The 25602-nt window shown below is 66.7% G+C and carries 25 protein-coding genes; 19 read left to right on the forward strand and 6 right to left on the reverse strand.

Translation table 11 applies throughout. The features are described 5' to 3' along the window. Nucleotides 1-568: 568 nt before the first annotated feature. The 7 genes from WC597_RS10515 (at nucleotide 569) to WC597_RS10545 (ending at nucleotide 6966) form a co-directional block, all read left to right on the forward strand. Nucleotides 569-1123: a F0F1 ATP synthase subunit delta gene (locus WC597_RS10515; RefSeq protein WP_372693262.1), complete on the forward strand. Its 555-nt coding sequence runs from the start codon at nucleotides 569-571 to the stop codon at nucleotides 1121-1123. A gap of 106 nt (nucleotides 1124-1229) precedes the next feature. Continuing rightward, entirely contained in the window at nucleotides 1230-2774 is a 1545-nt protein-coding gene (atpA, locus tag WC597_RS10520; RefSeq protein ID WP_372693263.1) for a F0F1 ATP synthase subunit alpha, read from the forward strand. A gap of 34 nt (nucleotides 2775-2808) precedes the next feature. After that, complete coding sequence (locus WC597_RS10525; RefSeq protein WP_372693264.1) at nucleotides 2809-3687, forward strand: F0F1 ATP synthase subunit gamma; 879 nt, start codon at nucleotides 2809-2811, stop codon at nucleotides 3685-3687. A gap of 37 nt (nucleotides 3688-3724) precedes the next feature. Then, entirely contained in the window at nucleotides 3725-5275 is a 1551-nt protein-coding gene (gene atpD / locus WC597_RS10530; protein WP_372693265.1) for a F0F1 ATP synthase subunit beta, read from the forward strand. Then, nucleotides 5275-5475 carry a glutathione S-transferase gene (locus WC597_RS10535; protein WP_372693266.1) on the forward strand — a complete coding sequence of 67 codons (201 nt, stop codon included), beginning with the start codon at nucleotides 5275-5277 and terminating at the stop codon, nucleotides 5473-5475. Before atpD ends, WC597_RS10535 begins: the two co-directional genes overlap by 1 nt. Before the next feature lie 2 nt (nucleotides 5476-5477). Beyond that, nucleotides 5478-5747, forward strand: a complete 270-nt coding sequence (locus WC597_RS10540) for an ATP synthase F1 subunit epsilon (RefSeq protein ID WP_372693267.1) — start codon at nucleotides 5478-5480, stop codon at nucleotides 5745-5747. Nucleotides 5748-5832: 85 nt separating this feature from the next. Beyond that, the gene (locus WC597_RS10545) at nucleotides 5833-6966 is read left to right on the forward strand and encodes a serine hydrolase domain-containing protein (protein ID WP_372693268.1); all 1134 of its coding nucleotides are present in this window, start codon (nucleotides 5833-5835) and stop codon (nucleotides 6964-6966) included. Here the strand turns inward: WC597_RS10545 and rarD are convergent. Together rarD and WC597_RS10555 are read right to left on the reverse strand one after the other, a co-directional pair. Further along, nucleotides 6963-7883 carry an EamA family transporter RarD gene (gene rarD / locus WC597_RS10550; RefSeq protein WP_372693269.1) on the reverse strand — a complete coding sequence of 307 codons (921 nt, stop codon included), beginning with the start codon at nucleotides 7881-7883 and terminating at the stop codon, nucleotides 6963-6965. The two genes, WC597_RS10545 and rarD, sit on opposite strands and share 4 nt — an antisense overlap. Before the next feature lie 143 nt (nucleotides 7884-8026). Continuing rightward, nucleotides 8027-9073 (reverse strand): aspartate-semialdehyde dehydrogenase, encoded by a 1047-nt coding sequence (locus tag WC597_RS10555; protein ID WP_372693270.1) that lies wholly within the window; start codon nucleotides 9071-9073, stop codon nucleotides 8027-8029. Between the two features lie 148 nt (nucleotides 9074-9221). Here WC597_RS10555 and zapE point away from each other — a divergent pair, with 148 nt between their 5' ends. Both zapE and WC597_RS10565 read left to right on the forward strand, forming a co-directional pair. After that, entirely contained in the window at nucleotides 9222-10313 is a 1092-nt protein-coding gene (zapE, locus tag WC597_RS10560; RefSeq protein WP_372693271.1) for a cell division protein ZapE, read from the forward strand. Nucleotides 10314-10348: 35 nt separating this feature from the next. Beyond that, nucleotides 10349-10849: a YbjN domain-containing protein gene (locus tag WC597_RS10565; RefSeq protein WP_372693272.1), complete on the forward strand. Its 501-nt coding sequence runs from the start codon at nucleotides 10349-10351 to the stop codon at nucleotides 10847-10849. Nucleotides 10850-11101: 252 nt separating this feature from the next. Here WC597_RS10565 and mdh read toward each other — a convergent pair whose 3' ends face one another. Next, entirely contained in the window at nucleotides 11102-12064 is a 963-nt protein-coding gene (mdh, locus tag WC597_RS10570) for a malate dehydrogenase (protein ID WP_372693273.1), read from the reverse strand. A gap of 139 nt (nucleotides 12065-12203) precedes the next feature. Between mdh and WC597_RS10575 the strand changes: the two genes are divergently transcribed. Together WC597_RS10575 and WC597_RS10580 are read left to right on the forward strand one after the other, a co-directional pair. Beyond that, entirely contained in the window at nucleotides 12204-13097 is an 894-nt protein-coding gene (locus tag WC597_RS10575) for an SIMPL domain-containing protein (RefSeq protein WP_372693274.1), read from the forward strand. Further along, nucleotides 13097-13510, forward strand: a complete 414-nt coding sequence (locus WC597_RS10580; protein WP_372693275.1) for an HIT domain-containing protein — start codon at nucleotides 13097-13099, stop codon at nucleotides 13508-13510. Before WC597_RS10575 ends, WC597_RS10580 begins: the two co-directional genes overlap by 1 nt. Before the next feature lie 70 nt (nucleotides 13511-13580). Here the strand turns inward: WC597_RS10580 and WC597_RS10585 are convergent, their stop codons facing one another. Then, the gene (locus tag WC597_RS10585; protein WP_372693276.1) at nucleotides 13581-14417 is read right to left on the reverse strand and encodes an aldo/keto reductase; all 837 of its coding nucleotides are present in this window, start codon (nucleotides 14415-14417) and stop codon (nucleotides 13581-13583) included. A gap of 48 nt (nucleotides 14418-14465) precedes the next feature. On the opposite strand from WC597_RS10585, the gene WC597_RS10590 reads away from it, so the two are divergent. Next, nucleotides 14466-15437 (forward strand): alpha/beta fold hydrolase, encoded by a 972-nt coding sequence (locus WC597_RS10590; protein WP_372693277.1) that lies wholly within the window; start codon nucleotides 14466-14468, stop codon nucleotides 15435-15437. Between the two features lie 158 nt (nucleotides 15438-15595). On the opposite strand, the gene WC597_RS10595 is transcribed toward WC597_RS10590, so the two are convergent. Beyond that, entirely contained in the window at nucleotides 15596-16594 is a 999-nt protein-coding gene (locus WC597_RS10595; RefSeq protein ID WP_372693278.1) for an LLM class flavin-dependent oxidoreductase, read from the reverse strand. A gap of 106 nt (nucleotides 16595-16700) precedes the next feature. Here WC597_RS10595 and WC597_RS10600 point away from each other — a divergent pair, with 106 nt between their 5' ends. From WC597_RS10600 to WC597_RS10630, 7 genes are all read left to right on the forward strand, one after another. Next, nucleotides 16701-17051, forward strand: a complete 351-nt coding sequence (locus tag WC597_RS10600) for a ribonuclease (RefSeq protein ID WP_372693279.1) — start codon at nucleotides 16701-16703, stop codon at nucleotides 17049-17051. 76 nt (nucleotides 17052-17127) lie between these two features. Then, nucleotides 17128-17622 (forward strand): hypothetical protein, encoded by a 495-nt coding sequence (locus WC597_RS10605; RefSeq protein WP_372693280.1) that lies wholly within the window; start codon nucleotides 17128-17130, stop codon nucleotides 17620-17622. Further along, entirely contained in the window at nucleotides 17619-18416 is a 798-nt protein-coding gene (locus WC597_RS10610; RefSeq protein WP_372693281.1) for a PA-phosphatase, read from the forward strand. Before WC597_RS10605 ends, WC597_RS10610 begins: the two co-directional genes overlap by 4 nt. 1 nt (nucleotide 18417) lies before the next feature. After that, on the forward strand, nucleotides 18418-19371 hold the full coding sequence (locus WC597_RS10615; protein WP_372693282.1) for a right-handed parallel beta-helix repeat-containing protein: 954 nt from the start codon (nucleotides 18418-18420) through the stop codon (nucleotides 19369-19371). 67 nt (nucleotides 19372-19438) lie between these two features. Next, a complete protein-coding gene (locus WC597_RS10620; RefSeq protein ID WP_372693283.1) occupies nucleotides 19439-21292 on the forward strand; it encodes a M20/M25/M40 family metallo-hydrolase in 1854 nt (617 codons plus the stop codon). Between the two features lie 178 nt (nucleotides 21293-21470). Beyond that, entirely contained in the window at nucleotides 21471-22553 is a 1083-nt protein-coding gene (gene recA, locus WC597_RS10625) for a recombinase RecA (RefSeq protein WP_372693284.1), read from the forward strand. Nucleotides 22554-22759: 206 nt separating this feature from the next. Further along, nucleotides 22760-23332, forward strand: coding sequence for a hypothetical protein (locus WC597_RS10630; RefSeq protein ID WP_372693285.1), 573 nt, complete (start codon nucleotides 22760-22762; stop codon nucleotides 23330-23332). Nucleotides 23333-23405: 73 nt separating this feature from the next. Here WC597_RS10630 and WC597_RS10635 read toward each other — a convergent pair whose 3' ends face one another. After that, nucleotides 23406-25598, reverse strand: coding sequence for a 3-hydroxyacyl-CoA dehydrogenase NAD-binding domain-containing protein (locus WC597_RS10635; protein ID WP_372693286.1), 2193 nt, complete (start codon nucleotides 25596-25598; stop codon nucleotides 23406-23408). Nucleotides 25599-25602: the final 4 nt, after the last annotated feature.

Raw genomic sequence — 25602 nt, forward strand, 5'->3', positions numbered from 1 at the left:
GTCAGTGCGGGCCGTTCCAGACCCGCTCCCGTTCCATCCGCTCCCGCCGCCGCAAGGTCGCAGGCCAAGCGAGCCCTCCGGGCGACGGGACGGGTGTATTATGGGGCGGTTTGACCCCGTGGGCAGGAGAATGGGGACATAAATCGGCAAGCGGTTGGATTCGTTAGGAATGGACCAGCGGCATTGTGATGGCTGGAGCGTGTTTCTCCCTCCCCTTCATGGGGAGGGGCGGCGAAGCGAAGCGCAGCCGGGGTGGGGGGGCGTTTGAAGCATTGCGCCCGTCCTTACGGCCCCACCCGGATCGCTGCGCGATCGTCCCTCCCCATGAAGGGGAGGGAGAGGCGTCTGTGGGACTTTGAAGAGTCCCTCCACCGCCCCCTGCGGCATCGACGCGCCTTCACGCAATGTTGCGAGCGGCGAAACCCCGTGCTATCAGGCGCCCGGCTTGAAGGGGGCGTATTCACGGATACGGCCTCTGTCGTGCTTTCCGTAAGCATTTCAAGCTTTTGACCGTTGCGAGCCTCGCAGTCGGTCGCGACCCTGACACAACGACCTCGGACCCTAATCAGTGGCTGATGATTTCAGAACGACGGAAGTCGGCGATCGCTACGCACAGGCGCTGTTTGACCTGGCGCTGGAAACCGGCCGCATGGACGCCGTGCGCGCCGATCTGAAGTCGCTGAAGGCGGCCTGGATCGAGAGCGCCGACCTGCGTCGTCTGGCCGCCTCGCCCGTCATCAGCGCCGACGATCAGGCCAAGGGTCTGGTCGCCATCGCCGCCAAGGCCAAGTTCGAACAGACCACGTCCAACTTCCTGGGTCTGCTGGCCCAGAACCATCGCGCCAAGGACCTGCCGGCTGTCATCGCCGGCTTCGAAGCCCGTTACGCCAAACACGCCGGCGTCGTCGCCGCCGAGGTCGTCTCGGCCCAGGCGCTGGACGCCAAACAGGTCGCCGCCATCACCGCCGCCCTGTCCAAGAGCCTGGGCAAGGCGCCGGAACTGACCGCGCGCGTCGATCCGTCGATCCTGGGCGGCCTGAAGATCAAGGTCGGCTCGAAACTGTTCGACGCCTCGCTGAAGACCAAGCTCGACCAGATGAAGTTCGCACTGAAACGAGCGTAGTCTCGTTTCAGAAACAAGAAAGCAGCGCGCGTAAGCCCGCTCCCGCCACCAAGAATGCGCGCCTGAACGGCGCACCCGCAGAAGACTGAAGAACAGAGAGCCCGTCATGGACATCCGCGCCGCTGAAATCTCGGCCATCCTCAAGTCGCAGATCGCCAACTTCGGCGTCGAAGCCGACGTTTCCGACGTCGGCAGCGTGCTGTCGGTCGGCGACGGCATCGCCCGCATCCACGGTCTGGACAATGTCCAGGCCGGCGAAATGGTCGAGTTCACCAAGGCCGGCGTCAAGGGTATGGCCCTGAACCTGGAACGCGACAATGTGGGCGCCGTGATCTTCGGCGCCGACGCCCAGATCGCCGAGGGCGACGACGTGCGCCGCCTGGGCGAGATCGTGGACGTGCCGGTCGGCCGTGGCCTGCTGGGCCGCGTCGTCAACCCGCTGGGCGAGCCGATCGACGGCAAGGGTCCGATCGAGTTCACCGAGCGTCGCCGCGTCGACGTCAAGGCGCCGGGCATCATTCCGCGCAAGTCGGTTCACGAGCCGATGCAGACCGGCCTGAAGGCCATCGACACCCTGATCCCCGTCGGCCGCGGCCAGCGCGAGCTGATCATCGGCGACCGTCAGGTCGGCAAGACCGCCGTCGCCGTCGACGCCATCCTGAACCAGAAGAACGTCAACAAGGCTGGTGACGAGGCGGGCGACGAGAGCGCCAAGCTCTACTGCATCTACGTCGCCATCGGCCAGAAGCGCTCGACCGTCGCCCAAATCGTCAAGACCCTCGAAGAGGCCGGCGCGCTGGAATACACCATCGTCGTCGCCGCCACGGCTTCGGAACCGGCCCCGCTGCAGTTCCTGGCGCCGTTCGCCGGCACCGCCATGGGCGAGTTCTTCCGCGACAACGGCATGCACGCCCTGATCGTCTATGACGATCTGTCGAAACAGGCTGTGGCCTATCGCCAGATGTCCCTGCTGCTGCGCCGCCCGCCGGGCCGTGAAGCCTATCCGGGCGACGTCTTCTACCTGCACAGCCGCCTGCTGGAGCGTTCGGCCAAGCTGAACGAGGATTACGGCTCGGGCTCGCTGACGGCGTTGCCGATCATCGAAACCCAGGCCAACGACGTGTCGGCCTACATCCCCACCAACGTGATCTCGATCACCGATGGCCAGATCTTCCTGGAATCGGACCTGTTCTATCAGGGCATCCGCCCGGCCGTGAACGTCGGCATCTCGGTGTCGCGCGTCGGCTCCTCGGCCCAGACCAAGGCGATGAAGAAGGTCGCCGGCACCATCAAGGGCGAGCTGGCCCAGTATCGCGAGATGGCCGCCTTCGCCAAGTTCGGCTCGGACCTGGACGCCTCGACCCAGAAGCTGCTGGCGCGCGGCGCCCGCCTGACCGAGCTGCTGAAGCAGCCGCAATATTCGCCGCTGGCGATGGAAGAGCAGGTCGTCTCGGTCTATGCCGGCACGCGCGGCTATATCGACGGCATCGCCGTGGGCGATGTGGGCCGTTTCGAGAAGGAACTGCTGGCGCGCATCCACGCGAACCACGCCTCGCTGCTGGACGGAATCCGCACCAAGAAGGACCTGACCTCGGACCTCGAAGCCGAGCTGAAGGACATCCTGGCCGCCTTCGTCAAGACCTTCGCCTGAACCCCGCCGGTAGTTAGAGGAAGAGCAACGCCGGATGGCCAGCCTCAAGGAAATGCGCAATCGGATCGGAAGCGTCAAAGCGACGCAGAAGATCACGAAAGCCATGCAGATGGTCGCCGCGGCCAAGCTGAAACGCGCCCAGGATCAGGCCGAGAGCGCCCGACCCTATGCGCAGAAGATGGCCTCGGTCATCGCCAACCTGGCCGCCGGCGTCTCGGGCGCCGACGCGCCCAGGCTGTTGGCCGGCACGGGTCAGGACCAGCGTCACCTGATCGTGGTGGCGACGGCGGACAAGGGTCTGGCGGGCGGTTTCTCGACCAACGTCATCCGCGCCGCCCGCGAGCGGATCAACAGCCTGATCGCCAACGGCAAGGATGTGAAGATCATCGCCGTCGGCAAGAAGTCGCGCGACCAGCTGACGCGTCTGTACGGCGCCAAGGTGATCCATACCTTCGAACTGAGCGAGCACAAGACCATCGGCCTGCCTTCGGCCCAGCCGGTCGCCGAGATGATCGCCACGGCGTTCGAGGACGGTCAGGCCGACGTGGTCACTCTGTTCTACAGCCAGTTCAAGTCGGTGATCCAACAGGTTCCGACCGGCAAGCAGCTGATCCCCGCCGTGGTCGAGGGCGACGCCCAGCCCATCGACCTGAACGGCGCGGTCTATGAATACGAACCCTCGGAAGAGGAAATCCTTGAGACCCTGCTGCCCCGCAACCTGACGACCCAGATCCTGGCCGCTCTGTACGAGAACCAGGCGGGCTTCTTCGGGTCGCAGATGGCGGCGATGGACAACGCCACGCGCAACGCCGGCGACCTCATCAACGCCCTGACGCTGCAGTACAACCGCAAGCGCCAAGCCCAGATCACCACCGAACTGATCGAGATCATCGCCGGCGCCGAAGCCCTCTGATCCCGACCGAACAGACATTCCGATACGGACCCCAGCCATGACCGACACCGTCGCCAGAAAACCCGCCGCCCCGAAGGCAGTCGCCAAGAAGCCCGCCGTCAAGAAGGCGCCCGCCGCCGCGACCGCGCCCGGCTCCATCGTCGCCACCGGCAAGATCGCCCAGGTCATCGGCGCCGTCGTCGACGTCGAGTTCACCGGCCACCTGCCGGCGATCCTGAACGCCCTGAACACCCAGAACGTCGACCAGAAGACGGGCGAGCCCTTCACCCTGGTGCTGGAAGTCGCCCAGCACCTCGGCGAGAACATGGTCCGCACCATCGCCATGGACACGACCGAAGGCCTGACGCGCGGTCAGCCCGTGATCGACACCGGCTCCTCGATCCAGACACCGGTCGGACCGGGCGTGCTGGGCCGCATCATGAACGTCGTCGGTCAGCCGATCGACGAAGCCGGCCCGATCCAGACCACGCAATACCGTCCGATCCACCGCGAGGCGCCGACCTTCGAAGAGCAGACCAACTCGTCGGAAATCCTGGTCACGGGCATCAAGGTGATCGACCTGATCTGCCCCTACACCAAGGGCGGCAAGACGGGCCTGTTCGGCGGCGCCGGCGTCGGCAAGACCGTCACCATGCAGGAACTGATCAACAACATCGCCAAGGCGTACGGCGGTTATTCGGTTCTGGCCGGTGTGGGTGAGCGTACCCGCGAAGGCAACGACCTGTATCACGAGATGATCGAGTCCAACGTGAACGTGGACCCGGCCAAGAACGGCGGCTCGACCGAAGGCTCCAAATGCGCCCTGGTCTATGGCCAGATGAACGAGCCTCCCGGAGCCCGCGCCCGCGTCGCCCTGACCGGCCTGGCCCAGGCCGAGTATTTCCGCGACGAAGAAGGCAAGGACGTCCTGCTGTTCGTCGACAACATCTTCCGCTTCACCCAGGCCGGTTCGGAAGTGTCGGCTCTGCTGGGCCGCATCCCGTCGGCCGTGGGTTATCAGCCGACGCTGGCCACCGAGATGGGCAACCTGCAAGAGCGCATCACCTCGACCAAGAAGGGCTCGATCACCTCGGTCCAGGCCATCTACGTCCCGGCCGATGACCCCACCGACCCGGCCCCGGCCGCGTCCTTCGCCCACCTGGACGCGACGACCATGCTGTCGCGCGACATCGCCGCCCAGGCCATCTTCCCCGCCGTCGATCCGCTGGACTCGACCTCGCGGATCATGGACCCGCTGGTCATCGGCGAAGAGCACTACCAGGTCGCCCGTTCGGTCCAGGAAGTGCTGCAGCAGTACAAGGGCCTGAAGGACATCATCGCCATCCTGGGCATGGACGAGCTGTCGGAAGAGGACAAGCTGGTCGTCTCGCGCGCCCGCAAGATCCAGCGCTTCCTGTCGCAGCCCTTCTTCGTGGCCGAGCAGTTCACCAATGCGCCGGGCAAGTTCGTCGAACTGGCCGACACGATCCGCTCGTTCAAGGGCATCGTCGCCGGTGACTACGACCACCTGCCGGAAGCCGCCTTCTACATGGTCGGCGCCATCGAAGAGGCCGTCGCCAAGGCCGAGAAGATGGCGTCGGAAGCCTGATGCTGAACAGCTCACCAGTTTTGAGGATCGAGGATTGCGTCAATCAGACGTGCCCCTGGTCCGGCAAGCCGGTGAGCGCCGACTCGCTCACGCTCTATCGTCAAAAGGTCGTGGGCTTCTGCAATCCGGGGTGTCGCGACAAGTTCGCGACCGCCCAGAGCGCTTTTGATGCGGCGCTCGATCAATCCAAAGGCGCCTGATCATGGCCGGCAAGCTGAACTTCTCTCTCGTCTCGCCGGAACGCGAGGTCTTCTCGGGCCTCGTGGACCAGGTCGATGCACCCGGCGTCGAGGGCGACTTCGGCGTTCTGCCGGACCATGCGCCCTTCATGACCGCCCTGCGCGAAGGTTTGGTGACCGTCTATAACAACGGCACCAAGACCCAGTACGACGTCCACGGCGGCTTCGCCGACGTCAACGGCGAAGGCCTGACCATCCTGGCCGAACAGGCGACCGAGGTCGTCGCGGGCTGATACGGTCGAAGGATCGAACGATTTGAGGCCTCCCGTTTCGGCGGGAGGCCTTTTTCGTGGGCGGCGGTCGCGCTAGGACTAGGCCATGACCGATCCCATCGACATCCAAGGCGTCTGCGCACCCGGCTATGAGGCCGTGCGCGAGGCGTTCGCCGCCAACTTCACCGAGGCGCCCGAGGGGCTGAACGAGCAGGCGGCGCGGTTCAGCGTCCTGGTCGAGGGTGAGGCGGTCGTCGATCTGTGGGCGGGCCATGCGGATACGGCCAAGACGACGCCGTTCACCGACACGACCCTGACCTCGGTCTTCTCGACCGGCAAGGCGATGATGGCGATCCTGATGGCGACGGCGGTCGAGGCGGGGCAGATCGATTATGACCAGACGGTCGCGTCGCTGTGGCCTGAGTTCGGCGCGGCGGGCAAGGCGGACGTAACCGTGGCCCAGTTGATGAGCCATCAGGCTGGGCTTCCTGGTTTCTCCGAGGCGGTCGATCCGACGATCTGGTTCGACGTGCCGGCCGTGCTGGCGCGGCTGGCGGCCCAGGCGCCGATGTGGGCGCCGGGGACGGCCTCGGGCTATCACCCCGTCACGGTCGGCTATCTGGCCAATGAGGTGTTCCGCCGTGCGACGGGGCGGACCATGGGCCAGACGTTGCGCCAGGACTTCCCTGATCTCGATCTGTGGATCGGCTTGCCGGAGAGCGAACACAGGCGGGTGGCGCAGATGCGCAAGCCCACGGCGGCGCCCAGCCTGGGCGTGGTCGATCCGATCAAACAGGCGGCCTTCCTGGATCGCGGCTCGGCGCCCGGCGGGCGGGGCTCGGCGGCGTGGCGCGAGATGGAGATCCCGTCGGCCAACCTGCACGGCACGGCCCTGGGGCTGGCGCGGATGCTGGGCGTGGTCGCCAATGGCGGAGCCTTGGACGGCCGGTCGGTGCTGTCGGCAGGGACGCTGGAGCAGTTGACGCGAGAACGCATCCACGGGCCGGACAAGGTGCTGCCGTTCGAGATCAGCTGGGCGGCGGGACTGATGCGCAACGACGGGCTGAAGGTGTTCGGGCCGGACGAAGCCTTCGGCCATTATGGCTGGGGCGGGTCTATGGCCATGGCCGATCCGTCGCGCCGGCTGTCGGCGGCCTATGTGATGACGCGGCAGTCGCCGCACCTGATCGGCGACCCCAGGCCCAAACGCTTGCTGGAGGCGCTGTACGGGGCGCTCTAGACCGTTTCCGACAGAGAGACGGCGCGCTTGGCGGCGCGCGAGCGATTGAGCGCGCCCAGGGCGAAGACGCCGGCGCCGGCCCAGATGAAGACGAACGAGACGATGCGCAGCGGCGTCAGGGCCTCGCCCGTCAGGACGCCGCAGGCGAACTGGAGCGTGGGCGCCAGGAACTGGATGAAGCCGACGGTGGACAGGGGCAGACGCCGCGCCGACCAGGCGAACAGCACCAGAGGGATCACCGTCGCCGGCCCGTTGACCAGGGCCCAGGCCAGGCCCGAGGGCGAGGAAAAGCCTGTCGCCTGGCCCTGGATCGTCAGCCAGGCCAGGAAGACCGCGCCGATGGGCAGAAGGACCAGACATTCGACGAACAGGCCGGTCTGGGCCGAGGCGGGCACGCGCTTTCGGATCACCGCATAGGCGCAGAAGGTGACGGCCAGGGTCAGGCCGATGATCGGCACATGGCCCAGGGCGATGGTCTGGATCACGACCCCGATGGCGGCCAGACCGATGGCGACGGCGCTCCAGCGGTCGATCTTCTCGCGGAACAGCACGGCGCCCGCCGCCATGTTGAGCAGGGGATTGATATAGTAGCCGAGGCTGGCCTCCAGCGTCGCGTGATGCGTGGTGGCGAAGACGTAGAGGCTCCAGTTCGTGCCGATCAGCAGGGCCGAAAGGGCCAGCCAGGCCAGGGTGCGCGGCGTGGCCAAGACCTTGCGCGCCTCGCCCCACTGACCCGCCAGCAGCAGGACGAGGCCGGCGACGAAGACCGACCAGACGGCCCGGTGGGCCAGGATTTCGGGCGCGCCGAAGCCATGCGACGCCATCGCCATGAACAGCAGCGGCAACAGGCCCCACAGGGTGTAACAGGCGATGGCCGTGCCCACCGCGCGGGGGTCGTTGGGGGTGGGGGAGGTCATTGGCGCATGTCCTTTCACCCCCTGCCGTCATCCTCGGGCTTGACCCGAGGATCGGACGCGGCGGGCGCCTATGCGTCGCTCGTTCGCACCAGCGGCTGAACATCCGGTCCTCGGGTCAAGCCCGAGGATGACGGAGCGGAGGATCAGACCGTGATCGAACGATATCCCGACGACGACTTGATCACGCCCGTCTCGTCCAGCAGCTGGGCGATCTGGATGGCGTTCAGGGCGGCGCCCTTGCGCAAATTGTCGGACACGACCCACAGGTTAAGGCCGTTCTCGACGGTCGGATCCTTGCGGATGCGGCTGACGTAAACAGCGTGTTCGCCGGCGGCGTCGACGGGGGTGATGTAGCCGTCGTGCTCCTGCTTATCGATCACCAGCACGCCGGGCGCCTCGCGCAGGATGGCGCGAGCTTCGTCCGGGGCGAGGGCGCGCTCTAACTCGACGTTGACGGCCTCGGAGTGGCCGACGAAGACCGGCACGCGCACGCAGGTGACGGTGACCTTGATGTCCGGGTCCAGCATCTTGTGCGTCTCGTCCGACATCTTCTGCTCTTCGTCGGTCGAGCCGTCCTCAAGGAAGGAACCGATGTAAGGGATGACGTTGAAGGCGATCTGTTTGGGGAACTTCTTGGGACGCGCGTCGCCCAGGCCGTAGATGGCCTTGGTCTGGTTCCACAGCTCGTCCATGCCTTCCTTGCCGGCCCCGGACACCGACTGATAGGTCGAGACCACGACCCGCTTGATCTTGGCCGCATCGTGCAGCGGCTTGAGCGCCGTCACCAGCTGGATTGTCGAGCAGTTGGGGTTGGCGATGATGTTCTTCTTGGTCGCGTCCTTGATAGCGTCAGGGTTGACCTCCGGCACGATCAGCGGCACGTCCGGGTCCTTGCGGAAGGCCGAGGAGTTGTCGATCACGATGGGGCCGGCCTTGCCGATCTTCTCGGACCAAGCGCGCGAGACCTCGCCGCCGGCGGACATCAGGACGATATCGACGGTCGAGAAGTCGAACTGCTCGATGTCCTGGCATTTGATGGTCTTGTCGCCGAAAGAGACCTCGACCCCCTTGGACTTGCGCGAGGCGATAGCGTGGATGGCGTCGACGGGGAATTCGACCTCTTCCAGAATGTTCAGCATTTCGCGGCCCACATTGCCCGTGGCTCCGACGATGGCGACGCGATAACCCATGATGCTTGGTCCTTCGGACGCGCTACGCTCGGCTCAGCGGAGCCTCGCTACTTGAGCGCATTTTGGTGTGGTGGTTGGGGACTGCAATTAGGCGTTCGCAGCCGCGAAGCAATCGCTTTTCGGTTCGGGGAACTTTAAGCAAGGCCGCATGACCTCCCGCATTCGCAACGCCTACGATATCCGAGTGGAAGAGGGGGTGCTGACGCCCGATCCGGCCCAAGCGGGGGTGATCACGGCGCTGGAGCGGCTGGAGGTCGATCTGGCCAGGCGCGGCCTGTTCGGCAAGGCGCCGGAGGTGCGGGGCGTCTACCTCTACGGGCCTCCGGGACGCGGCAAATCAATGTTGATGGACCTGTTCTATTCGGCGACGCCCGAGCCGCGAAAGACGCGCGCCCATTTCCACGCCTTCATGGCCCGCATCCACGACCTGGTGAAACAGTGGCGCGAGGGGGATGCAAAGACCCGGAAAGCCGTGTTCGGAACCCACAAGGGCGACGACCCGATCCCGCCGATCGCCAGGCTGATCGCTTCGGAAGCCCGGCTGCTGTGTTTCGACGAGCTGCAGGTGACGGATATCGCCGACGCCATGATCCTGGGCCGGCTGTTCGAGGCCCTGTTCGAGGACCGGGTGGTGCTGGCCATCACCTCGAACCGCGCGCCCGAGAATCTGTACAAGAACGGCATCAATCGCCAGCTGTTCGTCCCCTTCATCGACATCATCAGCGAGCGTTGCGCGGTGGTGGAAATGGCCGGAGCGCGCGACTGGCGGCTGGACCGGATGACCTCGGCCCAGGTGTGGCACACGCCCGACGACCGCGCGGGGTTCGAGGATTTGTGGCGCGAACTGAAGGGCGGCGAGCCCGAGGAGCCGGCGCACCTGACCGTGCTTGGCCGCGACGTGGTGGTGGAATGCACCGTCGGATCTATGGCGCGGGCGACGTTCGCGGAGCTGTGCAGCAAGCCCTTGGGGCCGCAGGACTATCTGGCCATCGCCCAGCGGTTCCATACCCTGTTCCTGGAAGACGTGCCGATCCTGAGCTCGGCCAACCACCACGAGGCGCGGCGTCTGGTGACGCTGGTGGACGCGCTCTACGAAGCCAAGACCAAGCTGATCGTGCTGGCGGCGGCCAAGCCGGAGGCCCTCTATACCGAGGGTGTGGGGGCGTTCGAGTTCGAGCGCACCGTGTCGCGCTTCAACGAGATGCAGAGCAAGGACTGGCTGGCGCACGTCCGCGACTGACGGCTAGGGTGGGGGCTGACTTTCGGAGTGTCTCCATGCGCCGCCTCGCCCTCGCCGCCGCCCTTGCATTGACCGTATCGCCCACGACGGCGGGGGCGGCCTTGGCCCAAACGGCGCCGGCGACGGCCAGTCGCGGTCTGACGCCCGCCGAGGTCGGGACCTGGATCACCGGGCTGGGCGGCCGCGTCGGGCCGGTGCAGACCGAGAATGGCCTGACCTTCTTCACCGTGACCAATGCGGGCCTGACCTGGGCGGTCTTCTTCTACGGCTGCGAGGCGGGCGTCTGCGGCGAGGTTCAGTTCAGCGCCGTCGTGCCGGGCGCCGGCGCGACGCTGGACAAGGTCAACGCCTGGAACCGCGACAACCGCTATCTGAAGGCCTTCCACACCTCAGCCGAAACTCCGACTGCGACGGTGCAATACGATGTCGTCGTGCTGTCGGGCGGGGGCGTGGCGCAACTGACGGACCCGCTGGCGGTCTGGCTGCAACTGCTGCCGAAGTTCGCCGGCGAGATGGGGTATGTCGCGCCGCAATGACCTCCCTCTCCCGATGGGAGAGGGCTTGAGCACACGGCGGCGATAGCCGTCGTCTTGTGCGAAAGGGTGAGGGGCGGGTCGTGCGATTTGGCCCACCGGCCGACCCTCATCCGGCCCTGCGGGCCACCTTCTCCCAATGAGAGAAGGGAAAACAAAAAAGGCCGCGGATTGCTCCGCGGCCCTTTCCCTACAGATCAAAGCGCTCAAGCAGCGCGGCTCCGCGAGCCGTGCGATAGCGCCCTTCGCTGGCCCTTAGGCCAGCGAGGAATCAATGTCCTTGCAGGCCTGCAGCAGGCCCTGGACCGAGGCGACGGACTTTTCGAACATCGCCTTTTCTTCGTCGTTGGTGGTGAACTCGATCACCTTCTCGACGCCGTTGGCGCCGATCAGGGCGGGGACGCCGACGTAGAGGTCCGACAGGCCGTATTCGCCCGACAGCCAGACGGCGCAGGGCAGGACGCGCTTCTGGTCCAGCAGGTAGGACTTGGCCATGGCGATGGCCGATTCGGCCGGGGCGTAGAAGGCCGACCCGGTCTTCAGCAGGGCCACGATCTCGCCGCCGCCCTTGCGGGTACGGTCGACGATGGCGTCCAGATCGGCTTGCGACAGCAGGCCGGCGGCGACGGCGTCGGGCAGAGGGAGCCCCCCAACCGTGGAATGCCGCACCATCGGCACCATGTCGTCGCCGTGACCGCCGAGGGTCCAGGCGTGGATGTCCTGAACCGAGACGCCGGTCTTCTCGGCCAGGAAGTAGGCGAAGCGCGCCGAGTCGAGCACGCCGGCCATGCCGACGACCTTCTCCTTGGGCAGGCCCGAGAACTTCTGCAGGGCCCAGACCATGGCGTCGAGCGGGTTGGTGATGCAGATGACGAAGGCGTTGGGGGCGTGGGCCTTGATGCCTTCGCCGACGGCCTTCATGACCTTCAGGTTGATGCCGATCAGGTCGTCGCGGCTCATGCCCGGCTTGCGCGGCACGCCGGCGGTGACGATGCAGACGTCGGCGCCCGCGATATCGGCATAGTCGTTGGCGCCCTTCAGGACCACGTCCTGGCCGAAGACGGCCGAGGCCTCGGCGATGTCGAGGGCTTTGCCTTGCGGCGTGCCTTCGGCGATGTCGAACAGGATCACGTCGCCCAGGGCTTCGCGCGCGGCCACGTGGGCCAGGGTTCCGCCGATCATGCCGGCGCCGATAAGGGCGATCTTCGCGCGAGCCATGGATGTCTCCGTTTATTGCGTGTGCGAAATGGGGATTAATCGTGCGGGCGGTCTAGACCCCTCAAGCGGCTGTCGCAAGAACCTCGCTTTACGGCCTTGGTCGGGGCTGCGAAGGTCTGGTCCCAACCGGAGGATTTCGATGCGCCCTTCATTGACCCTGGCCCTGCTGCTGGCCGCCGTTGCGACGCCTGCTCTCGCCCAGACCCCGCCCGCCACCATCGGCGACCGCTATATTCCCGCGCCCTGGTGGATGCGCGATCCGGTGATCGCCTCGGTCGGCCAGGTGCGGGTCGAGATCCAGGCCAACCGCGCCTTCGTCTCCGCCAGCTTCCAGTCGGTGGACCGCAGCGTAACGGAGGCTTCGCGCGCCGCCGCCGACCAGGTGCGGGCGCTGAGCCAGTCTCTGTCGGCCTATGGGGCGGACAAGGTGCGGGTCGAGACCAGCGTCACCACCCGGCCTCTGTATGACCAGTATCGCGACGAGAACGGGGTGATGCGCGACAACACCCGCGCCGACCGTGTGGCCCGGTATCAGGCCGACGCCTCGGTCAGCGTGACGGTGCGCAACGTGGCCCTGATCGAGCGGGTCTATGCAACGATCGTAGCCTCGCGCCCGACGTCGATCGGCCAGGTCAACTTCAACCTGGAGCCGGAGAACAGCTGGAAGGCCAATCTTCAGGCCGAGGCGATGAAGGATGCGCGGCGGCGGGCCGAGGCGGCGGCGACCAATGCGGGCGCGACCCTGGGCCGGGTCAAGATCATCGATCCGTCAGGGCGGGTGTGTCAGACGGACGTGCTGGCGGGCTGGCCCTCCTATGCCGCCGGAGGCCAGGCGACGACGGTGGACGACATCGTGGTGACGGGATCGCGGGTGAGCGCAGAGGCGGCCTTTGCACCGCCCCCGCCGCCGCCCGCACCGATCTCTGGCGGCGGCGGACCCAGCGAAACGGACATAGAGGCGGCGCGGCTGGCGCTGCAACCGCCGTTGCAGATCCTGACCGACAGCGCCTGCGTCATCTACGGGCTGAACTGATGGGGTTTGAGGTGGCGCCGGCCTTCGAGACCGGATCGCTCGCCGCCGCCGAATGGCCGCTGTGCCATGTGCGGCTTCAGGACGACGCGCGGTTTCCCTGGCTGATCCTGATCCCCCGCGTCGAGGGGGTGGTGGAGCTGGAAGACCTGAGCGTCGAGCAGCGTACGATGCTGATGGAGGAGGCGGTGCGGGCCGGGGCGCTGGTGCGACAGCTGGGCGCTGTAGAGAAGCTGAACGTCGGCGCCATCGGCAATGTGACGGCGCAACTGCATGTTCATGTGGTCGGGCGCCGTCGCTACGACGGCCTGTGGCCTGATCCGGTATGGGGGCGAGGGCCGAGTGTTCCGTATGCAGACGATGAGCGGGCGCGACTGCTGGGAGTGATCGCGGACGACGAGGGCGCGGGTCTGTAAAAATCCTGCCTGATCCCAACCCCTTCACCCTCGGGACAAGCCCTAGGGTGACGGATTAAAGCGTTGGAACTCAGATAATATCCAGCGGCACCGCGTGGTTCGGCGCACGGAACGCCTCGTCCAACCGTTCCAGGTCTTCCAGGTCGAACTGGATTTCCAGGGCGTCGGCGTTGGCCTCGACGTGTTCGACCGAACTGGCCTTGGGGATGGCGATGACGCCGTCGTGGCGCAGGACGGCGGCGAGCGCGACTTGGGCCGGGCTGGCCGAATGGCGATTGGCGATGTCGCGGATCAGCGGCTGTTCCAGCAGTTCGCCGCGTCCCAGGGGCGAATAGGCCATCATCGGCATGTCGCGCGCCTGCATCCACGGCAGGAGGTCGAACTCCACTCCGCGCGAGGCCAGATTGTAGAGCAACTGATTGGCGGCGCAGTCCTCACCCCCCTCGATCTCCATCAGCTGTTCCATGGCGCGAAGGTCCAGGTTGGATACGCCCCAGCGGGCGATCATCCCCTCGTCGACCAGGTCGCGGAAAGCCTCGACGGTCTCTTCCAGCGGGACGTTGCCTTCCCAGTGCAGAAGGTAGAGATCCAGCCGTTCGACGCCGAGCCGTTCCAGCGACTTCTCGCAGGCCAGCATCATCTTCATCTCCGAGGCGTTCTCGGGCCGGACCTTGGAGACCAGGAAGACCTCGTCGCGGCGGTCGGCGATGACCTCCCCCACCAGTCGCTCGGACCGGCCGTCGCCATAGAGTTCGGCCGTGTCGATCAGGGTCATGCCCAGGTCGATGCCGCGGGCCAGGGCCTGCTGCTCCTCGTCGCGCCAGGCCGGGTCGTCGCCCAGCTCCCAGGTGCCTTGGCCGAGGGCGGGAACGGTCGTACCGTCCGCAAAGGTGACGAGGCGGGTCATGTCCGTCCTGACGAAGATTAAGCGGCCAAGACCGCGAAAGAGGGTGGAATGCGAACGCGGCTTATCAAGACCGACGGCCTGGTCCAACAGGTTCTGGACGCCGGGTTCGAAGACCAGAACGCGCCGCTGGTCCTGCTGATCCACGGCTTTCCCGAACTGAGCATCAGCTGGAGGGCCCAGGTCGAGGCCTTGTCCCAGGCAGGATACCACGTCGCAGCCCCCGACATGAGGGGTTATGGCGGAACCGAGAAGCCGGTGGGGGTGGAAGCCTATTCCATCCTGCATCTGGTCGGGGACATGGTCGATCTGGTGCGCGCGCTGGGCAAGCCGTCCTGCGTCGTCGTGGGTCACGACTGGGGCGCGCCGGTGGCCTGGCATTGCGCCCTGCTGCGGCCCGATGTCTTCACGGCGGTGGCGGGTCTGTCGGTGCCGTTCCAGCCGCGCCGACCGAAGGGACCGCCAACCGTCGCCATGGCTGCGATCTCGAAACGAGCGGGGCTAGGCGATCTCTACATCAGCCGGTTCCAGGCGCCGGACGCGCATCTGGCGCTGGACGCCGATCCGGCGACGGCCTTGAGGAAACTCTTCTACGCCTATGACGGGGCGACCCCGGCGCCTAGGAAATCGACCGGCTTCATGTCCGAGGGCGTGGACTTGCTCGACACCATCGACGACGCGGCGACCTTGCCGCCGTGGATGAGCGCGGATCATTTCGACGACTATGTGCAGGCCTTCTCGGACGGCGGGTTCGACGCGCCGCTGAACTGGTATCGCGCGATGGATCTGAACTGGTCGCTGACGGCCTTCGTGCAGGACCAGAAGATCACGCCGCCGGCGCTGTTCATCGTCGGTGAGGACGATCCGGTGCGCCATTATGCCGGGGGGCATGAGGCGGGGCTGAAGGACTGGGCGCCGGGGCTGACCCGGTCGGTGGTCGTGCCGGGGGCGGGGCACTGGATCCAGCAGGAGCGGGCGGATGAGGTGAACGCTCTGCTGCTGGAGTTTTTGGCCGGGCTTTAAAAAGGCGTTCCTTCTCCCGTTGGGAGAAGGTGGCCCGAAGGGCCGGATGAGGGGCGGGCGGTGGGCCTAGTCGCACGATCCGACCCTCACCCTTTCGCACGAGAACGACGGCTATCGCCGCCGTGTGCTCAAGCCCTCTCCCAACGGGAGAGGGTGTGTTAGGCCGCCATCGCCATCTGCTCGCGCGCCTCGGCGACGATTTCCAGGCTGTGGATGCGGGCGGCATTGTCGAACATCATGCCGGTGACCATCAGCTCGTCCACGCCGGTCAGGACGATGAAGTCGGCGAGCTGGCGCTTGATGGTCTCTGGCCCGCCGACGGCGGAATAGAGCAGTCGCCCCTTGGCGCCCTCGATCTGTTGCCGCGTCAGGACGGTGGCGATGTCATCGACGGGCGGGGGCAGTTTGCCGGGCTTGCCGGTCGAGAGGCGGGCGAAGCTCTGCTGCATCGAGGTGGACAGGCGCACGCCTTCCTCGTCGGTGTCGGCGGCGAAGACGTTGATCGCGGCCATGGCGTGGGGCTTGGCCAGGCGGTCCGAGGGGGTGAAGCTGCGGCGATAAAGGGCCAGAGCCTCAAGCAGCAGTTCGGGGGCGAAATGGCTGGCGAAGGCGTAGGGCAGGCCTAGCTGGCCGGCCAGCTGGGCGCTGAACAGGCTGGAGCCCAACAGCCAGACCGGCACCCGCAGGCCGGCGCCGGGCACAGCGCGGACCGGCTGGTTCTCGGACGCCGGTTCGAACCACTGGATCAGTTCGACCACGTCGCGCGGGAATTGGTCGGCGCCTTCGAAATAGCGACGCAGCGCACGGGCGGTGGCGCCGTCCGTGCCGGGCGCGCGGCCCAGGCCGACGTCGATCCGGCCGGGGAACAGGGTCTCCAGCGTGCCGAACTGTTCGGCGACGACCAGAGGGGCGTGATTGGGCAGCATGATGCCGCCGGAGCCGACGCGGATACGCTGCGTCCCCGCAGCCACATGGCCGATGACGATGGAGGTTGCGGCGCTGGCGATGCCGGGCATGTTGTGGTGCTCGGCCAGCCAGAACCGCTCGTAGCCGAGACGGTCGGCGGCCTGGGACAGGGCCAGGGTTTCGTCCAGGCCACGGCGGGCGTCGCCGCCTTCGACGATGGGAGAGAGGTCGAGAACTGAGAACGGGATCATGACGCCTAGATCGGGGCTGTGCGCCGGGGTTCAAGGGCGCGGGGTGCGGAACCGCAACCGGGTCGGGCGCTTTAAGACTCAAATCCTCACTAAGGAGACCTGCGCCATGACGGACATTGATGCTGCCAAGCCCGACCGCGAGTGCGACGATGCGCGCGAGGCCGCCGACATGGGCGAGAAGCCCGATCTGGGCCACAAGGCGGACACGCTGATCGACGCCCTGGACGGCAGCGATTCGGGGTCTGACACGCGCGCCGGATCGCTACGTGGCGGATCGGCCTCGGGATCCGACGACGATCCCGATTCGCGCGAGATCAACGAGACCTTGGCGGAAGAGGGACGCGAGTCGGCCGACCCGGATTCGCCGTCAGACGCAGACCCAGACGCCGTCGAGGGATCGGGGCGTCGTTTCGATGGTTCCGGCGGTGATCCGGCGGAAGGCGCGCGCGTCGACTGACGACGGCGCCTTGCTGCCGCCGCACGCATGCGCCACGGTGGCGCTTCGACCAAATAGGTCCAGGGACGATCTTTCGATGACGCTTCGTTGGGCGGCAGCCGCCGCCGTGGTTCTGTTCTGTATCGCCGGATGCGACCGCACGGCCAAGCCGGCCGACGCGAAACAGGCGCCAGATGCGGGCGCGCCTGCGGCGGTCGCGGAGGCGCCGACGCCGGATCGTGTTGCACCCTCAGACGACGCGCCTGTTGCGGCCGCGCCTGCGATGGACGGCGCGCCGGCTTTCGCTGCGATTTATCCAAACTCTCAGATCGATGGACAGCCGCTGCTGGCCGGCGGCGCAGGCGGTCTGGTGACCTTCACCACCGACGCCTCGCCCGATCAGGTCGTGGCCTTCTATCGCGAGCGGGCGGAAGCTGCGGGCCTGCGCTCCGTCACCGGCATGAACCAGGGCGAGGCGCGGGCCTATGGCGCGGCGGGCGATCAGGCGAACGGGCCGTCGCTGCAGGTCGTGGCGGCGCCGACGGATGCGGGCGAGACTTCGGTCCAGTTGGGCTGGAGCGCAGGCCAGTGAGGTCGGTCGCCGCCCTGGGCGCGGCGACGGCGATATTGCTGGTCGTCGGCTGCGCCGGCGCCCCGAAACCAGTCGTGACGACGCCGACAGAAGGTTTTTTGGCGCCGGGCTTAATGTCGCGGCTAGCCGAGGCTGTTCCGCCGCCCCCGACGGTCGGGTCGGCCCAGGATCTGGCGGACAAGGCGGCGTCGGCGCGCTATGTCGCGCTGGAAGACAGTGATCGCTGGCTGCTGGCGACCTCCCATGCGGAACTGCGTCCGCCCCTGGCCCTGCAACATTTCGACTGCGCCCTGGGCGTGCGGCTCGGGTCCGCAGAAACACCGGCGCTGGATCGCCTGATGGCGCGGGTCTTCCATGATGCGAACAGCGTGGCGGAACGGGTCAAGGCGCGAGCGGCGCGGCCTCGGCCCATCGGCGACGATCCCAACCGGCGCGCCTGTCAGGTCGTGAACGAGGTCGCGCGAAACAGCGCCTCCTATCCCTCCGGCAGCGCCGCCGTCGGTGCGGCCTATGGCGAGGCCTTCGCCGCGCTGGAGCCGGATCGGGCCGAGGCTGTTCGGCGGATCGGTCATCAGATCGGCGTCAGCCGGCTGGTCTGCGCCATGCATTATCCGACCGATGTGTCTGTGGGCGAAGAGATCGGCCGGGCCGTCGCGGTCGAGGCCGTGCAGACGCCGGCCTTCCAGGCGGATGTGGCGGCGGCGCGAGCGGAACTGGGGGCCGCGCGTCGCAGCGGCCTGACCAACCCCGGCTGCGCGGCCGAACGCGCGGCCCTGGCGACCGTCCTGCCCTGACATGGCGCTATGGCTCGCCCTGGCCGCCCTGGCTTTTCAGGCGGCGCCCGCCGAACGGCCCTGCACGGCGCAGGAAATCCGCGACCTGACGACGCCGTCGGACCAGCCCTATCGCCTGTTGTGTCGGGCCGAACTGTCGGGCGTCGACGTTCGCCGTCGCGTCCTGATCGAGGGGGGCGAGGCGTCGGGCGCGTCGCTCGACTGTGGCGGGGGCGCCGTCCGCGCGCCGGGCCAGGCGACGACTGCTGCGCCGACTGTCGCCGTCTGGTCCCGGCAGGAGGGAGGCCAGTGGTTGCGGCCGGTCGATGTCACAGTGCGCAACTGCACTGTCGTCGGCAATGTGCGGATCTGGGGCATGGGGGCGGGCGGGTCGATGCGCGACCTTCTGGCCTCGTCGCGCACCGCGGGCCATACGCAGGCGGCCCAGTCGGCGGCGCCGATCCGCGTCATGCTGGACCGGGTGCGGTTCGAGGGCGTGGGGACCATTCCCCTCTATGTCGGGCCGGGCGTGACGCGGACGACAGTGATGCGTTCGACCTTTGTGGGCCGTTCGACTTCCGCCGCCGTCTATCTGGACGCCGAGAGCGCGGGCGCCCTGATCCAGGACAATGATTTCGACATCCGCACCGGGCGCGAGCAGATCGCCGTGGACGGATCGGGCGCCAACCGCATCGTCGGCAACCGGCTGGCGCTGGGCGGCAGGGGCGGGGTGTTTCTGTACCGCAACTGCGGCGAGGACGGGGTGATTCGGCACCAGACGCCGTCCTATAATCAGATTACGGACAATGTCTTCACCGGCGCCGGCTGGCTGCGTCCGCGCGCGGTGGTGATCGGCTCTCGCGAGGGCGGCCGGCGCTATTGCGGCGACGACCGGGGATGGCCGTTTGGATCCAGCATCGACGACGGCGACGGCGCCACGGGCAATGTGACGGCGCGCAACATCGTCCGGCGGTGAGGCCTTTGGGCCGCACTTGCGAAACGAGGCGGTTCGAGGCTGACTGCGGTTCTCACAGGAGGTGATCGTGCGGCTGGCCTTGCTTTTCCTCTCTCTCGCCGCCGCGCTGGGCCTGGCCGTCCTGACCAGCCAGACGCCGTCGCCCGTACCTGCACAGTCGCCGACAACCCAGTTTTCGGCCGTTCGCGCCATGATCGATGTCCGCCGGATCGCGCGTGCGCCCCACCCGGTCGGATCGGCCGAACATGCCCTGGTCCAGACCTATCTGATGGGCCGGATGACGGCGCTTGGCCTGAATCCGACGCGTCAGGTCGGTGCTCTGTCGCCGGCCGCCGTCGCACGCATCGAAGCGGAGGGAAAAAGCGCGGCGGGCCTGTCAGCCGTCAATCTGGTCGGCGTGCTGCCGGGCCGCGATCCCGTCCTGCCCGCCGTTATGGTGATGGCCCATTACGACAGCGTGCCCGGCTCGCCTGGCGCCGCCGATGACGCTTCGGGCGTGGCGGCGATCCTGGAGGCGGTCCAGGCCGTCAAGACGCGGGGACCGGCGGACCGGACCCTGATCGTCCTGCTGACCGATGCGGAGGAGCTGAATCTGGACGGCGCCCGCGCCTTCTTCAGCGAGCATCCGCTGCGCGACCGGGTCGGGTTCGTGATCAATCTGGAGGCGCGGGGCGGCGGCGGCCAGGCCACGATGTTCGAGACCGGCCCCGGCAACGCCCAGACCATCGCCCGGTTCGCCCGCCATGCCGGCGATGCGACCGGCGGGGTGTCCAGCAATGCGCTGGCCATCTTCGTCTATCGGCTGATGCCCAACGGGACCGACTTCACCATCGCCGCCGATCGCGGTCTGCCCGGATTGAACTTCGCCTTCATCGGCCGCCCGGCCCAATATCATTCGCCCAGCTCGACGCCGGACACCCTGGACCAGGGCGCGTTGCAGCACATCGGTTCGCAGGCGCTGGAGGCGGCGGACGGGTTACTTCGCGCCCCGACCCTGCCCGAGGCGACCCAGAACACCGTATACGCCGACATCTTCGGTCTGGTCGTGCTGCGTCATCCGCCCCAGGTTGGATGGGCGCTGCTGGGTCTCGCGGCTCTGTTCACGGGGTTCGCGGCCTGGGGTGCGAGGCATGCCACGGGCCTGACCGGCCTGTCGGTGGTCAAGGGGGCGGGTGGGGGGCTCTGGCTGGTCGCGACCGGACTGGTCGTGGCCCAGACCGCGCGGGTTCTGGCCGGCCCGGTCGGGAGCCGAATAGAGTCGGCCGAGACCTACTACACTCTGCTGCGCCGCCTGCCGTGGATGGAGGTCGGGGTCGGGCTGACCATCCTGGCGGCGAGTCTGATCCTGACGGCGGGGCGGGCGGCGGTCGGGCGGCGCGTCGTGGCGATCGTCATCGCCATGTGCGCCGTTCTGGCCCTGGCGGTCGGTGGTCTGAACCCTGTGGTGATCGGCGCGGCGGTCGTGGCCGTCCTGATGACGCTGTGGCCTGCGGGCGCCGACGAGACGCCTTGGGGAGGCTGGCTGGGCCTGATCGTCCTGGTGCTGATCGTGGGGGCTGTGGTTCAGGCCTTTGCGCCCGAGGCGGCCTTCCTGTTCATCTGGACCGGCCTCGCCGCCGCCCTGGCCGCAGCCTCGGCCGCGCTGATCGGCGCACGGCTGGTGCGCTGGACCGCCCTGGCGCCCGCCGTCGTCGCGACCGTCGTCGTCGGCGGCTGGCTGCTGGTTCAGGCGCACGGCGTCTTCCTGGGCGTGGGCATGGACCTGCCTGGCGCCCTGGGCCTGATCGCCTTGCTTATGGTCATGACGGCCCGGCCGCTGGCGCCGACGTCGGCAGGTGGGATGAAGGTGCTAAGCGTGCTCGTGGCCGTATGTCTGATCGCCGGATGCGGCATGGCATTGGCTGCTGGAGCCATCGCCTGACCGGACCGGCCTACGTCAGAAACGGTCGTTCTTTTTCGATGTTCTCGTTTTGATCAATGAGAACATCTTGTGAACCAGAACAAACCATGCACATAGTCGTCCTCACGAAACGGGGGCGGGTCCAGGCGGGTCTCTCCCAAGCTTAATGACGGGAATCATGGCAAGGGAGACGAAGGCAATGGCTTCACAGGCAGCACTCAAGTTGGTGGGCAAGGACGACGGCGACAAGCAACGCGCCCTGGAGGCGGCGATCGCGCAGATCGATCGCGCCTTCGGCAAGGGTTCGGTGATGAAACTGGGCAAGGGCGGGGTCGCGGATGTGATCCCCTCGGTCTCCACCGGATCGCTGGGTCTGGACATGGCGCTCGGCATCGGCGGTTTGCCGCGCGGTCGGGTGATCGAGGTGTTCGGGCCTGAGTCCTCGGGCAAGACGACCCTGGCCCTGCATACGGTGGCCGAGGTCCAGAAGGCCGGCGGCGTCGCCGCCTTCGTCGATGCCGAACACGCGCTCGATCCCGGATATGCCCAGAAGCTGGGCGTCAATCTGGATGATTTGCTGGTATCGCAGCCGGACACCGGCGAACAGGCGCTTGAGATCGTCGACACCCTAGTGCGTTCGGGCGCGGTGGACATCGTGGTGATCGACTCGGTTGCTGCGCTGACGCCGCGCGCCGAGATCGAGGGCGAGATGGGCGACAGCCTGCCGGGCCTTCAGGCGCGTCTGATGAGCCAGGCGCTGCGCAAGCTGACGGCGTCGATTTCCAAGTCGAACTGCATCGTCCTGTTCATCAACCAGATCCGTCACAAGATCGGCGTCATGTATGGCTCGCCCGAGACGACGACGGGCGGCAATGCGCTGAAGTTCTACGCCTCGGTGCGTCTGGACATCCGCCGCACCGGCGCGATCAAGAACCGCGACGAGGTGGTCGGCAACACCACCCGGGTCAAGGTGGTCAAGAACAAGGTCGCCCCGCCATTCCGTGAGGTCATTTTCGACATCATGTATGGCGAGGGCATCTCCAAGCTGGGCGAAGTCATCGACCTGGGCGTCAAGGCCGGGATCATCGAGAAGTCGGGCAGCTGGTTCAGCTATGACTCGACCCGGATCGGTCAAGGCCGCGAGAATGTGCGCGAGTTCCTGAAGCAAAACCCCGACATCGCCGTCTCGATCGAGAAGGCGGTGCGGGCCTCGACCAACAAGATCGCTGACGAACTGCTGGGCACGCCCGAGCCGGACGAAGGTCAGGATCTCGAAGGCTGACGCCAAGACAAGAGGCTGGGCGGCCGGGGCGGACCTTTCCGGTTCGCTTCGGCGGCGGCGCGGCCTTCTCACCCCCACTCCGTCGCCCCTAGCGACCCGCCACCGACCCCGCGAAGGGCGGCGGAGCGACCCGCTCGACCTCGTGTCGGGCGGGTCTTTTTTGTCTTGGCGTGCAATTGTGTTGGAACACTGCTGCGGGATAACGAGTGACCATGCGAAAGCGTTTTGGGTGTCTGGCGTTGCTCGCTCTCTTTGGTTGCGCGCCTTTCGTGGGTTGGCAGGCCTACCAGTATGTTTGGTCTCAAAGCCTTTTGCCTCATGGCGTCGAGGCAAGATGGATCGAATATCGCAAACAAGCCGCATGGGGCTTTGGACCGGGCGCCGACGAGGTCGGACTGATCATATATCGATTGGACAACGCTTCGCTTTCAAAGATCGAAAACGGAGGATTAGGCTATCTGTCTGACGCTTCTGAAAGCCCGGCGCTGGTGAATATATCCCAGCGGAAGGCGCGTGAGCGTCGAACCTACTGGGATTGGAAGCGGACCCCGATCGTTCCATTGTGGTCTGGACATGGGGAGCATAGCTGCGGCCGTGAGCCCGGCATCGGGGCCTTCCTGGATCGCAGTGATTTCCGTTGCAAACTCGATCCGAAAACCGTGTCCAGGGTCAATGCAATCCTTAGATCTGACAACGCGTTTTACGCCCACGGGCGAGGGGGGAGCGTCGTCCTCGTGGCTCCGGCTGAGAAACGCGTGATCCTGGCTTACAGCGGCTAGAAAGAAGCCTTTCAAACGAAAACGGGCGACCCGAAGGCCGCCCGTTCCGTGACTCGACGATGTCTGCAGCCGATCAGGCGGCGGCCTTCTCCGGGGCGAATTTGCCGTAGAAGGTCTCGTTCTTGGCGGCCATGTCGCGCATTAGTTGCGGCACCTTGAATCGGTCGCCGTACGCAGCGGCCAAGCGGTCTGCGGTCTCGACGAATTTCGCCAAGCCGATGCCGTCGATCATGCTGATCGGGCCGCCGGTCCAGGGCGCGAAGCCCCAGCCCAGGATGGCGCCCAGGTCGGCTTCGCGGGGGTCGTCGATGACGCCTTCTTCCCAGCAGCGGGCGACCTCGACGGCCTGGCGATACAGCAGGCGCGTTTTAAGCTCGTCGATCTGGGCGAAGGCGGTCGCCTCTTCGGGCCTGTCGATGCCCTTGGTGGTCGGCGCGAGCTCGGCGAGACCCGCCCACAGGGTCTTGGGCTTCTGGTCATAGTCGTAGAAGCCCTTGCCGTTCTTGCGGCCGAACCGTCCACCCTCGACCATGGTGGCGACGATCTGCTCGCCCTCGTTGGCGACATACTTGTCGCCCAGGTCGGCCCGTGTCTGTTTGGCGATCTTGTAGGACAGGTCCAGGGCGACGTCGTCGTGCATCTCCAGCGGGCCGCGCGGCATGCCGGTCATGCGACCGACATTGTCGATCAGGGCCGGGCCGTAGCCTTCCTCCAGCATCGCCATGCCTTCCATCAGGAAGGTGGAGAAGCAGCGCGAGGTGTAGAAGCCGCGGCTGTCGTTGACGACGATCGGGGTCTTCTTGATCTTCAGGACGTAATCCAGCGCCTTGGCGATGGCGGCCTGACCCGTCTTCTCGCCCAGGATGATCTCGACCAGCATCATCTTGTCGACGGGCGAGAAGAAGTGGATGCCGATGAAGTCCTCGGGTCGAACCGAGGCTTCGGCCAGGCCGCTGATCGGCAGGGTCGAGGTGTTGGAGCCGAACACGGCGCCCTCGGCCAGTTGCGCTTCGGCGCGTTTGGTCACGTCGGCCTTGATCTCGCGGCTTTCGAACACGGCCTCGACGACCATGTCCGAGCCCTTGATCAGGTCATAATCGGTCGTCGCGGTGACCGAACCCAGCAGGGCGTCATACTTCTCCTGCGTCAGCTGACCACGCGACAGGCGCTTCTTCAGCAGTTCCTCGACATGGGCCTTGCCCTTGTCGGCGGCTTCCTGAGTCTGGTCGATCAGGATGGTCTCGATGCCGGCCAGGGCCTGCACATAGGCGATGCCCGCGCCCATCATGCCGGCGCCGATGACGGTAACCTTGCGCGGGTCCGACTTCGGAATGCCCGCCGGACGCACGGCGCCCTTGTCCAGTTCCTGCTTGGACAGGAACAGCGAACGGATCATGGCCTGGGCCTGCGACGTCATCAGGGTCTTGATGAAGTAGCGGGTCTCGATGCGCAGGGCCGCGTCCATCGGCACCTGGGCGCCTTCGTAGACGGCCTTCATCAGGTTCACCACGGCCGGATAGTTGCCGTAGGACTGTTTGCGCAGCATGGCGTTGCCGACCATGAAGTTCTGGATGCCGGCCGGGTGATAGGGGCCGCCGCCGGGCAGTTTGAAGGACTTTTCGTCCCACGGCTGGACGGCCTTGCCGCCATTCTTGATCCAGGTCTTGGCGGCCTCGACCGATTGGCCCTTCTCGACCACTTCATGAACGATGCCGGCGCCCTTGGCGTCGTTGGGGCGGAAGGACTTGCCTTCGCTCATGGCCATCATGGCGTTCTGGACGCCGACCAGGCGCGTCAGGCGCTGGGTGCCGCCGCCGCCGGGGAACAGTCCGACCTTGATCTCGGGCAGGCCCAACTGGATCTTGTTGTCGTTCTCGACCACGCGATAGTGGGCCGCCAGGGTGAACTCCAGCCCGCCGCCCAGGGCCAGGCCGTTGATCGCGGCCGCGATCGGCTTGCCCGAGGTTTCCAGCGCACGGAAGGCGCCGTTCAGCTTCCAGCCGGCGTCGAAGGCCTTCTGCAAATCACCGCCGCCCGACAGCACGCCGCCGGCCATGTCGCCCAGGTCCGCGCCGGCGCAGAAGCCCGACGCCTTGCCCGAGGTGATGACCGCGCCCTTGATGGCGTCGTCGGTCTTGATGCGTTCGACCAGCTCGGGGATTTCCTTCATCACCGAAGAGGTCAGGGTGTTCATCGAACGGCCCGGCACGTCGAAGGTGATCAGGGCGATGCCGTCGGCGTCGACGTCGATCTTGAAGTTTTCCATGGGT

The sequence above is a fragment of the Brevundimonas sp. genome (assembly GCF_041648115.1).
In the GTDB taxonomy this organism is placed as follows: Bacteria; Pseudomonadota; Alphaproteobacteria; order Caulobacterales; family Caulobacteraceae; genus Brevundimonas.